This is a genomic window from Pseudoalteromonas sp. S3431 (genome assembly GCF_000690035.1).
Taxonomy (GTDB): domain Bacteria; phylum Pseudomonadota; class Gammaproteobacteria; order Enterobacterales; family Alteromonadaceae; genus Pseudoalteromonas; species Pseudoalteromonas fuliginea.
The window spans coordinates 1-11367 of the sequence record NZ_JJNY01000080.1 but is presented as its reverse complement, the minus strand read 5'-3'; the positions used below and the strand labels follow the sequence as shown (position 1 = coordinate 11367).

The 11367-nt window shown below is 38.7% G+C and carries 10 protein-coding genes; 6 read left to right on the top strand and 4 right to left on the bottom strand.

Going from position 1 to position 11367, the window contains the following annotated elements; genetic code table 11:
* Positions 1-264: 264 nt before the first annotated feature.
* Positions 265-459, top strand: coding sequence for a hypothetical protein (locus DO88_RS19160; RefSeq protein WP_033016303.1), 195 nt, complete (start codon positions 265-267; stop codon positions 457-459).
* Positions 460-546: 87 nt separating this feature from the next.
* On the opposite strand, the gene DO88_RS03135 is transcribed toward DO88_RS19160, so the two are convergent.
* The gene (locus DO88_RS03135; protein WP_007377736.1) at positions 547-2808 is read right to left on the bottom strand and encodes a sensor domain-containing protein; all 2262 of its coding nucleotides are present in this window, start codon (positions 2806-2808) and stop codon (positions 547-549) included.
* A 54-nt stretch (positions 2809-2862) separates the two neighbouring features.
* A complete protein-coding gene (locus tag DO88_RS03140) occupies positions 2863-5586 on the bottom strand; it encodes an insulinase family protein (protein WP_033040657.1) in 2724 nt (907 codons plus the stop codon).
* A gap of 192 nt (positions 5587-5778) precedes the next feature.
* Between DO88_RS03140 and sixA the strand changes: the two genes are divergently transcribed.
* From sixA to DO88_RS03155, 3 genes are read left to right on the top strand one after another with little or no spacing between them, the layout of a single operon-like run.
* The gene (gene sixA, locus DO88_RS03145) at positions 5779-6249 is read left to right on the top strand and encodes a phosphohistidine phosphatase SixA (protein ID WP_008138559.1); all 471 of its coding nucleotides are present in this window, start codon (positions 5779-5781) and stop codon (positions 6247-6249) included.
* Positions 6250-6275: 26 nt separating this feature from the next.
* Positions 6276-6632, top strand: coding sequence for a RidA family protein (locus tag DO88_RS03150; protein ID WP_033040656.1), 357 nt, complete (start codon positions 6276-6278; stop codon positions 6630-6632).
* Positions 6633-6637: 5 nt separating this feature from the next.
* Positions 6638-7375 (top strand): SDR family oxidoreductase, encoded by a 738-nt coding sequence (locus DO88_RS03155; protein ID WP_033040654.1) that lies wholly within the window; start codon positions 6638-6640, stop codon positions 7373-7375.
* Between the two features lies 1 nt (position 7376).
* Here DO88_RS03155 and DO88_RS03160 read toward each other — a convergent pair whose 3' ends face one another.
* Positions 7377-8306 (bottom strand): AEC family transporter, encoded by a 930-nt coding sequence (locus DO88_RS03160; RefSeq protein ID WP_033040652.1) that lies wholly within the window; start codon positions 8304-8306, stop codon positions 7377-7379.
* A 27-nt stretch (positions 8307-8333) separates the two neighbouring features.
* Positions 8334-8891 (bottom strand): endonuclease SmrB, encoded by a 558-nt coding sequence (gene smrB, locus DO88_RS03165; RefSeq protein ID WP_024598396.1) that lies wholly within the window; start codon positions 8889-8891, stop codon positions 8334-8336.
* A 153-nt stretch (positions 8892-9044) separates the two neighbouring features.
* Between smrB and prmB the strand changes: the two genes are divergently transcribed.
* The gene (gene prmB / locus DO88_RS03170) at positions 9045-9980 is read left to right on the top strand and encodes a 50S ribosomal protein L3 N(5)-glutamine methyltransferase (RefSeq protein WP_033040651.1); all 936 of its coding nucleotides are present in this window, start codon (positions 9045-9047) and stop codon (positions 9978-9980) included.
* A 64-nt stretch (positions 9981-10044) separates the two neighbouring features.
* Entirely contained in the window at positions 10045-11142 is a 1098-nt protein-coding gene (gene aroC, locus DO88_RS03175; RefSeq protein WP_008138551.1) for a chorismate synthase, read from the top strand.
* The last annotated feature ends 225 nt before the right edge of the window (positions 11143-11367 follow it).

Sequence of the window (11367 nt, the reverse complement as noted above, 5' to 3'; positions counted from 1 at the left end):
ATTTTTCGGGGGGATTACCATTCAACCAAAATAACGCTAGAATACACGCCTTATTTTTAGGCTATTTAATACCAATCCGTAATAATACTTAATCAATTTGAGTGATTAAATCTGACGTTAACAGCGTTAAAAATTCTGATACATGACTGCATGGATGCGGGGTAATGCAGGAGTTAAATAACGAAATTTTTGCCTTGTTATCGACACGATTTTCTTACTTCAAAATAGATCACTTAATTAAGCGAATTGGTATAGGGTGTAGATTTGTTTATTGTTTTACTAAGTTGTGTGTTTATAGCCGTGATGTATTTGGAAACGATTAAAAAAGGCATGCCAATTAAGCGATGGCTTATTTTGGCTGGTTTACTTGGGCCGGTAGCATGGTGCTTGTTTAACTTACATTATCGCCGCGCATTGGTACGAAATGTAGGGATCAAAGCATGTATATGGCGCCCTTAATTTATACCGTTCTGAATAAGTGTTGGGACAATTTAACGAATTAAATCACCCCATACCTAAGCAGATTGGTATTAACTGGAAGTCTGGTTAGCTTATTGATGCCATATTTTCAGTATCCGTTCTAATTAGACTAGGCGCAGCTTTAGTTTGTTGTTGTTTCAAAAAATCAGTAAACTCGTCTTTAGAGAGTGGCTTAGAATAAAAGTAACCTTGTACTGTTTCACAATTCAATTTTTTTAGTATTTCAATTTGTTCAGCCTGTTCAACCCCTTCGGCAACGACATGTAAATCAAGGTTATGTGCAATCGTCACAATTGAGTCGACCATATTACGACCACGTTCATTTTTCATATCATCTATAAATGCCTTGTCTACTTTTAACGTGTTAAGAGGAAATTGTTTTAAGTACGCCAAGGAAGAGTAACCGGTGCCAAAGTCATCCATTGCTAAGTGAATCCCTCGGGCACTTAATGAGCGCATAATCGCAATGGCTTCTTTGGGATCATCCATTACAGTACCTTCGGTAATTTCAAGCTCTAAGAAATATGAAGGTAGTTCATTTTTTTGTAAAATAACGTCAATGCGAGATGTTAAATCGGGTAGGCTGAATTGTTTAGCTGATAAATTAACGGCGACTCGACCACTAAATAGACCGCTATCAAGCCATTGTTTAACATCTCTGCAAGCTTTGTTTAATACCACTTCACCAATTTCAATTATTTGACCTGTTTCTTCAGCTATAGGTATAAATACACCAGGGCTAATAATGCCTTTTTTAGGGGTTATAAAGCGAACCAACGCCTCCATCCCTGTTAACTTTCCGGTGCGAATATTCATTTTTGGTTGATAGTAAACCTCAAAATGATCTTCTTTTAGGCCAAAACGCATAAGGTTTTCTATTTGCAAGCGTTTAACTGCTTGGCGGTTCATCGTGTCGTTAAAAAACAGATAACTATTACCTTTCTTTTTAGCGTGATACATGGCCGTATCTGCATTTTTCAAAAGTAGTTCTGGTGTATTACCATCTTCAGGAAAGAGTACAATGCCAACGCTTGAAGTAATCGCGAGCTCATGACCAGCCATTTTAAAAGGTGTAGCAATAGCGGCTAAAAACTGTTTAGCCGTGCGGGTGATCACATGAATATCATTGGTATCAGACATTACTAGAGCAAACTCATCGCCCCCTAAACGGTAAAATACATCGTTCTCTCGGGTTAGTTTATTTAAGCGCATAGCGAGCTTTGCAAGCAGGCTATCGCCTAACTGGTGTCCTAAAGAGTCGTTTATCTTTTTAAAGTTATCTAAATCGAATACAAGCAGCGCATGGTGTGAATTTTGTTTAACTAACTTATGTAAATCGGTAAAAAATAAATTTCGGTTAGGCAGGCTTGTTGTACGGTCGCGATTTGATAAATTATGCAGCTGTGATTCTGCTTTTTTACGTTCAGTTAAGTCAGAGTAAACAATCACGTAATTTGTAATTTGGTTTTGATCATTTTTAATTTCATCAATTGAAATTTCAAATGGTAGTAAAACGCGTTCGCTATTACGTAGCTTTACCTCTCGTTGAATATGTTCATTCTCACGTACAATTTCGATAATTGTATCAATGAAGCCTTGTTCATAACCCGGTAAGGTAAAGTCTTTTTTAAGGTATTGTTCTCGCACACCGCCAAAGAGGGTTAAAAAACTAGGGTTTATATCAACTAACTTAAAGTTTTTGTCGTAAATAGCCAGCGCATCAGTTAGCGACTCAACACATTTTGCAAAGAGATTCAAACGTTCTTCGGTTGATTTTAACTGTGATATATCTCGTACAGTACCCGTCATTCTTAGTGGTGATAGGTTGGTATCTTTTTCTATAATTTTGCCGCGATCAAGTACCCAATGCCAACGGCCAAAGGTATCTTTAATACGATAAGTCGCTTCGAAAAAAACGGTTTTTTCTGCAAAGTGTTTTTTAAGTAAGTGTTCAACGTTTGTAATATCGAGTGGGTGAATGAGACTTTTATTTGGAGGGAAACCTATTAACGTAGTTGAGTTCATCATATATTTGTCGTTTATTCGAATAACTTCCCCCGTTTTTATGTTCCAATCCCATAAAGTATCACCACTGCCTTCAACAGTACTTTTAAGGCGCCTTTCGGATAAACGAAGTTGTCGACGTGAGCGCTTAAGTTTGTGGATGACAAACAACAGATAAGGCAAAGCAAGCGCTATAATGGCGCTTGCTAAAATAAGGATGGTATCTGAATTGTAATTAAATGATGACTCAAAAGCATAAAGCTTAAATGAGTAAGCAAGTAATACAACTGACAAGCTTAATTTTGTTATTATTTTGATTATCATTTTTTTATTACTTCAAATTTACAAATGATAATCTAAAACAAGCTAAACCAAGAGTCAAAGAGAATGCGAATAAACAGGCATATTTTGAGGTTTATTGTCTTTAGCTGAGCTTAAAAGCTCATATCTTGGTCGATTTTCATCAAATAGGATGACGGCATACTCTTTTATATCTTTGAGTGTTAATGCGTTTAATGCATTAAGTAACTTTTGCTGCATATTAAATTCATGATCTCTGTTGCCTATTGCAAGCCAAAAACGTTGCGAGCGTAACCGAAGGTTTTTATCTTTTTCAGCAATATGGGTCGTTAAGCCATGTTTCTGTTGCTGCCAATTTTCTTCATTAAGCTCATCGATGTTGGTTAAATATTTATTAACAAAGCTGTTATGTCTATGCATTAATGTTTTTGCGATAAACTTTGGCGATTGTATATAAAAAGCAATACCCGCACGAGTGTTAAAAGGAGCATAACCAGCCCCAACTAAATAACCTAGCTGTTGTGTGGTTCGTAACTCGTTAAAGTAGTCTTGATTCATTAAGTGATTAAGTGCCATTAATTTAACTTTTTCGATTACACAATCAGTTTTTGCTTGATAATACACAACCATTGCATGGTCACTGCAAGGCAGCTCTAGTTCGTAGCGTGTTACTTTTTCAATTTCAAATAGCGGACGTCTTAAATCATCAATTATGGCTGCGTTTTTTAAGTGTTCGGCGACCTTTTTTTGAAAGGCTATTGCATCACTTTGCTGCCAGTTACCATGTAAAAATGATTCAACATGTAGTGCTTTAAAAAAGTCTTGTCTGAATTCATTAAATTGCTGAAAACTTGTGTTTTTTAATGCTGATGCAAGTTGGTCTGGTTGTGGATTCCAAGGCATTACTTTAGCACCTAAAATACTAAACAGTTCACTAACCGGTTTGTTTTGGTTGCTATTTCGCCAGTGCCTGACAAGTTGTTTTTTGTACTCAGCAAAACGTTTTGCACAAATGTCGACATTAAATAGGGCGTCAAGAAGCTCATCAACTAATTCTAATTGGCTAGACGATAATCCGGCTGTATGCAGTGTTAAACCGCCTTGGTGAGATGTTAAATGGTAACTTAGCCCTGCCAGCTCCGCTGGGTAAAATTGTTCACCTACGCTATCCATAAATAAATCAGTAAATAAGCGAGTCAGTGCCATGTGTTTTACGTCTTTTACTGCAAAGTCAGAGTCCAAGGCTAAATAAAAATGGCCTTTTGCTACTCTAAAAGTATTGTCTTGCTTAAACCAAAAGTCAAAACCGGGCTCTTTTACTAAAAGTTCAGGTTTTATTTGTGGTTTTTCTACATCATATAGCACCACATTTTTTGTTAAGTAAGGGTTTGCCGTTGGCAGTAGCATATCTTTCAGTGGTTTATTTATATCACTTAAAGCATCGAGCCAGCTGGGTGATATTTTTTCAACTTTATAAGGGGTGTTATACCATGCAGTTTTGTGTTCTGCTTCTACATCAGGGTGGATAAGAACAATACGCATATTATGCGGCGTTAACCATTGCATTGCGATTTCGTGGGTGGCTTTTTTAAAGCCCTCCATCAAGTAGTCGCCTTGTACATAATTGACTTCATCGTAATGTTGCATATTTATACTTAAATTACTGACCCAATCGATTAGACGTGACTTTTCTTGATTATCGAAAGCAATTTGTAATAGGTTTTTTTTATCTTGATAAAGACGAGGTAACTTCTCTGTATTGGCATTAATTAAGCAAATATATTCAAACACCATTTCAATAATGTCTTCAAAATATTCAATACCTTCGTCAGTGAGCGCCATGCTTATATTAAAATCTTTAAAGTTACTGCCGTTAATACCGCCGCCAGCTGAGAGCGCATTTATCCAACCTTGTTCTTTTAAAATAGAGTAAAGAGAACCTGCACCTTCATAACCTAATAAATGAGCAATAAAACTCACCGTTTTATGGCGATAAAAATCATCAATATTTGGCATCGCAAAACTGACAATCAGTTTTTGCATATGTTTGTGCGGCTCAATATGCAGCACTTTCCCTATATCTTGTTTACGGTAAAGTGGCTCACTGATCTCTGGTTTTTTAAGGTTTTTATTACCGTTAATTTCGTTAAAATATGTATTAGTCCAGCTTTGTAAGGTGTCGAGCTCTTCATTGGCGCAAATAACTAACGTCATCCACTGGGCTTGATAAAAAGCATTAAAAAAATCCCGAAGTTCGTCACTTATACAGCGCTCCCTGTCTGCCAACGTTTGTAGATTACCAACTGAAAACTTGGCAAAAGGGTGGGCTGGATTTACCGTTTCTTTATGTGCTTGATAAATACGGCGGCCATCGTCTTTAATTTTTAGTTTAAATTCGGCTTCAATTGCGTTACGTTCTTTTTCGGTTTCGGCTGAATTTAAAAGTGGCGCAATAAAAAAGCGGCTAAATTGCTCTAATGCATTTTTAAATTCTTGATTATTAATATCAAAAAAATAGCAGGTATGCTCTGTGCCAGTCCACGCATTAGTGTTTCCACCGGCTTGAGATACATAATTATTAAAACTACCAGAGTCTGGAAATTGGTCAGTACCTAAAAAAAGCATATGTTCTAAAAAGTGTGCGAGGCCTTGTCTATCAAGAGGATCGTCAAAATGACCAGCATTTACTGCCATAGATGCAGCCGCTTTTGTTGAATCTTTATCTTGCACAAGTAGTACTTTTAGACCATTGTCCAGTGTAAGAGCTTTATATGCTCTGTTATCATTGCGACTGATATTCAAATGATGCTCCTGAAATTAAACGTTTGCTTGTTAACAACAGATGATAACTTCAGGAAAGTGGAATACGACTAAAAGGTTTACCTGAATATCACGAAAGAACTATTTTAGAAGAAAATAGGTTTATGTTTTTAATATAGCGGACAAATGGGCAAATTGGCTACTGTTTTATACTCTTTAATCGGTTGATTTTTTATGAAAACAATCCTAATAATGCGCCACGGCGAAGCAACACCGATGCAGGCTGATGATGCGGCTAGAAATTTGACTCAAACGGGTCATACTGAAGCCGAGAAAATGGGCCTATGGCTTGCTAAACACTACCCACCTGATGCCTTGTTAGTTAGCCCTTACATTCGTGCTCAGCAAACTGCAGAAAACGTTGCTAAAAATGCAGAGTTTAAATTTAGCGAAACATGCAGTGATATTGTGCCTGAAGGAAAACCGCAAATAGCAGCGGATTATCTCGAAACGCTTATAGCAGCACACCCCCAATGCAACACTTGGCTTGTGGTAGCACATATGCCAATTGTGAGTTATTTAGTTGATCAATTATGCCCTGGTAACATGCCTATTTTTAATACGGGTGCCATTGCTGTAATAAGTTACGATGAAAGAACTCAACGCAGCCAGTATATGAGTATCAATGCTCCCGATAATATATAAATTTAATTAATAATATGAGTGAATAAATGACTATTGAACGCCTTCAAACCGGTGCGCGCATGAGCCGCATTGTAAAACATAACGGCACTGTGTATTTATGTGGGCAGGTATGCGCCGACGCGCAAAAAGATATCAAAGAACAAACTCAAACTATGCTTGATAAAGTAGAGGCGCTGCTTGATGAAGCGGGAAGTTCAAAAGAACATATGCTTAGCGCGACTATTTATGTAAAGAGCATGGAATACTTTGCTGATATGAATGCAGTATGGGATGCATGGGTAACCGAGGGTTATGCACCAGCACGTGCCTGCGTTGAAGCTAAAATGGCACGTGATGCACTGCTTGTTGAAATTTCAGTAGTTGCAGCTTTAAAAGAATACTAGCTTTAATGAATCGCTCCCCCGTTGTACTTATCACAGGCTCTAGCCGAGGTATTGGCGCAGCCACCGCACTATATTTTGCAAAGCAAGGTTATAATGTTTGCATTAACTATAAAGCTGATTTAGCTAGTGCAATGTTGGTGGCAGAAAAAGTAAAGCGATTAGGCGTTGAGGCTGAAGTAATTCAAGGTGACGTATCACTAGAGGCTGACGTTTTAGCTTTATTTATGCATATAGATAAAGTCTTTGGTCGGCTTGATGTACTAATAAATAACGCTGGTATTTTAAAGCCACAAATGCCTTTGTTAGAAATGAGTGCTGAGCGCATAAACGTAGTTTTGACTACAAATATTACCAGTGCTTTTTTATGTAGCCGTGAGGCTATAAAGCGAATGGGAAATGGCGGCAGTATTGTTAATGTATCATCTAGGGCTGCTAAAACGGGCTCTCCTAATGAGTACATTGATTATGCAGCATCTAAAGGTGCAATGGACACATTTACTATTGGCTTGGCAAAAGAGGTGGCAAGTAAAGGTATTCGTGTTAACTCGGTTAGACCAGGGCTTATTTACACTGATATGCATAGCGATGGTGGTGAAAAAAACCGAGTCGATCGCCTTAAAAGTAAATTACCCCTTGGCAGAGGCGGTACACCCGAGGAAGTTGCTGCAGCAATTTACTTTTTAGCTTCGGAGCACGCTTCTTTTACAACGGGTAGCTTTGTTGATGTAGCCGGCGGTTTGTAAGCTAAAGTAATAAAGCTAGCCAAAACGTAAAGCTAATAACACTTAAGATAGTAGAAAGTACGACTGCCCCAGCAAGAGTAGCTTCATGTTGCTTTATTTGACTTGCAATAAGATAAGCATTTACGCCAACAGGGGACGCACTTAAAAGTCCCAATACATTAAGTATTTGCGTGTCTAGCTTAAATACATAGGTGCCTACCAATAAAACTAGCGCAGGCAATAAAAATATTTTTAAAATTGATGCTATTAACGCCGGTTGCCAATTTGCAGCTATTTTATAAAAAGCTAAATTTGCACCAAGTACAAATAGCGCACAGGCAATTGCTGGTTTAGCTAATAGCTCTAAACTATTTGCTAAGTCGGTAAACAGTGTAACTCCTAATATGTTTAATATAAGCCCGCATCCAATACTCAGTACTATTGGGTTTAACACCATACTTTTTCCAAAGTGCGACCACGAAAATTTATCGCTACTACCTTTAGCGCCTATTAAAAAAGTAAGTGCAAATAACAATGTGCTATGAAAAGTAATGATCATAAACGCAATGGCTATCATCTCTTTGCCAAGCGAGGCAATAACAATAGGAATACCCACTAACACCATATTTGAATAGCTAGAAGCAAGTCCAAAGACGCCGTGTTGTTGGTAGTTTTTTAAATGTTTTTTACTTAAATAAAAGCGATCAATTAATATACCCACCCCAAATACACTCAGAACAGGTATGTAAAAGCTCAAAAATGCAAAAAGGCTAATGCTTTGCTGTAAGTTAATTTGCGACATATTTAATAATAAAAAAGCAGGCAAACTAATATAAAAGGTAAACTTACTCAGGCCTGCAATATGCTGCTTGTCGAAAAATTTTAATCGGCAACAGCTATAACCAAACGCAACAATAAAAATGAGCGGAAAAATAATTGAAAAAATATGCACGTAGTTACATCCTAGTAATGGCTAAAGTTAGCGTCTAAATTCATCACTTTGCGGTAAATTAATTAAAATAAGTACAGCGCCTCTTCCACCATATTCGAGAGGGGCTTGGTGCATCGCTATTACGTCAGGATGCTGTACTAAGTACTGCGGTACTTTGTGCTTTAGTACACCGCCGCCAATACCGTGCACTACACATGCGCAATAATAATGCTGCTTTTTACACTCGTGAATGAGTCCAGCGAGTTCATCTTTAGCAAGTTCTTTATTTAAGCCATGTAAATCTAGCGTCAAATCGGGTGCAAAGTCACCACGGCGAAGCTGTTTAGCTAGGAAGCTATCTTGGCCAGGTTTTACATATTTAACCGTACCGTGGGTGTCTATATCGGGAATATAAACGTCTGAGAAAAAAAATTCAGACTGAGCCTGCTTTTTTTGCTGGGCAAATTGCTTAGCTTGTGACACCTTAGGTTTTGTATCAAAACGATGAGTATCTTGTTTAAATACTTTAGCGCCTGTGATCGTTTGACGAAATAAGCTTATGTCGTCATTGCTTAGGGACGAATGTGATGGAGTGTCTTTTTTCATAACTATTACCTAAACAAAAAAACGTAAAAACGCAGCGCAAAAGGCGGTACAATACTTAAATGAGGGGGCAATTGTAATTTGCCCAGCGCAGATAGGCAATGCAATCGTCTTAAAGACTCAAAACAGTCAGTAAGCTAATACAGGTAAAAATATATGAGCGATTTACAAATAGAAGAAGCAACACTCGAAGAAGCCGTTGCAGAACTGTCAACTTTACATGACTGGTTACGTTGGACTACAAGCCAATTTGCAAGTAGTAGTATATTTTTTGGACACGGTACAGATAACGCATGGGATGAAGCTGTAAGCTTATTACTGCCTGCGCTTAGCTTGCCTGTTGATGCGCCAAAAGAATTAATGCATGCGCGTTTAACAAGCACAGAAAAAAACCGACTTGCGGGTCTTATTGCAGAACGTATTAACGACTGCACGCCAGTACCTTACTTAACAAACATTGCATGGTTTGCGGGTATGCCATTTTATGTTGATGAACGGGTACTTATACCTCGCTCACCATTTGCTGAGCTTATCAGTAACCGCTTTAAACCTTGGCTTGAAGAGCCACAATCGGTTAACCGTATATTAGATTTATGTACGGGTTCGGGTTGTATCGCAATCGCACTTGCGCAAGCTTTTGAGCAGGCACAAGTTGATGCGGTAGATATATCGTATGAAGCGCTTGAAGTGACAGACATAAACATTAACGATTACATGTTAACTGAGCGCGTGTTACCTATTCAATCTGATGTATTTAGCGGTGTACCAGGTCAAAAATACGACCTAATAGTAGCAAACCCACCGTATGTTGATGCAGAAGATATGGCTGACCTGCCACGTGAGTTTCATCATGAACCAGAGCTTGGGCTTGCATCAGGCCACGATGGTTTAGATGTAACCCGTACTATATTAAGCGAAGCGAGTGAACATCTAACTGATAACGGTTTGTTATTTGTAGAAGTTGGTAACTCTATGGTACATATGGATGCACTGTATCCGGGCGCGCCGTTTGAATGGATTGAATTTGAACAAGGCGGCTTAGGTGTATTTGTAATTAGCAAAAAGCAGCTAGATGAGTATTTTGCAAAATAAGTAAAAAATGAATAGCCAAGCCCTGTGCTTGGCTATTGGTAGTCATTAGGAATGAGGAAAGTTAATGGCAGGTAATAGCATTGGGCAGTTATTTAAAGTGTCCACCTTTGGTGAGAGCCACGGCGTTGCATTAGGCGGCGTTGTTGATGGTACTCCCGCAGGTCTCGAAATCACAGAGGCCGACTTACAAATTGATTTAGATCGCCGAAAACCAGGCCAAAGCCGTTATACAACGCAGCGCCGTGAAAGCGATCAAATAAAAATATTAGCAGGCGTTTTTGAAGGTAAAACCACAGGTACTAGCATTGGTTTATTAATTGAAAACACCGATCAACGCTCGCAAGATTACGGCAAAATTAAAGATGTATTTCGCCCAGGTCATGGCGATTACACGTATTGGCATAAGTACGGCTTGCGCGATTATCGCGGTGGTGGCCGTTCGTCTGCACGCGAAACCGCGATACGCGTAGCGGCAGGTGCTATTGCTAAAAAATACTTAAAGCAATTTCATGGTATTGAAGTTAAAGCATGCCTAAGTCAGCTCGGTCCTATCAAGGCGGAAACGTTTGACTGGGATGAAGTGGAAAACAACTTATTCTTCTTCCCTGATGCAAGTAAGCTTGAAGCGCTTGACGAATACATGCGAGACCTTAAAAAGCAAGGTGACTCAGTTGGCGCTAAAGTAAAAGTAGTAGCAAGCAACGTACCTGTTGGTCTTGGTGAGCCAGTATTTGATCGCCTTGACGCCGAGCTTGCGCACTCATTAATGAGTATTAACGCGGTTAAAGGCGTTGAAATTGGTGATGGCTTTGATGTGGTTGAGCAAAAAGGCTCTGAGCATCGCGATGAACTAACCCCTGAAGGTTTTACATCAAATCATGCCGGTGGCGTACTTGCGGGTATTTCGACAGGGCAAGATATTATTGCTTCTATCGCGCTAAAACCAACGTCGAGCATTACCATCCCAGGTAACAGTATTAATACAAGCAATGAAGCGGTTGAGATGATCACTAAAGGTCGTCACGATCCGTGTGTTGGCATTCGTGCAATCCCGATTGCTGAGGCAATGATGGCTATTACATTAATGGACCATTTACTGCGTCAACGCGGACAAAATCCACATGTAAACCACGAACACGGGCCAATTAACGGCTCTGTCTGATGGATTTATTTTTTAAATTAAATTGAGTGGTTTAGTGTATTAGAGCACGGTTTTATATCGTGCTTTTTTACGTTTACTCTTTTATAAATCAAGTTTTGTGACTATTAAAAATTTGCAGTGATTATTTCACTAACTCTTGTTTTAGCGGATTATGTGGTTGCTTGCTCGGTGTTACAGTACTAGGGCGTGTTGACCTTTGTGGATTGAAATTTGTTCAATCTAGGG

Coding starts and splice junctions, on each gene's coding strand:
- DO88_RS03155 (WP_033040654.1), top strand. CDS start 6,638: ATGAATCGCTCCCCCGTTGTACTTATCACAGGCTCTAGCCGAGGTATT.
- prmB (WP_033040651.1), top strand. CDS start 9,045: ATGAGCGATTTACAAATAGAAGAAGCAACACTCGAAGAAGCCGTTGCA.
- smrB (WP_024598396.1), bottom strand. CDS start 8,891: ATGAAAAAAGACACTCCATCACATTCGTCCCTAAGCAATGACGACATA.
- sixA (WP_008138559.1), top strand. CDS start 5,779: ATGAAAACAATCCTAATAATGCGCCACGGCGAAGCAACACCGATGCAG.
- DO88_RS03150 (WP_033040656.1), top strand. CDS start 6,276: ATGACTATTGAACGCCTTCAAACCGGTGCGCGCATGAGCCGCATTGTA.
- DO88_RS03135 (WP_007377736.1), bottom strand. CDS start 2,808: ATGATAATCAAAATAATAACAAAATTAAGCTTGTCAGTTGTATTACTT.
- aroC (WP_008138551.1), top strand. CDS start 10,045: ATGGCAGGTAATAGCATTGGGCAGTTATTTAAAGTGTCCACCTTTGGT.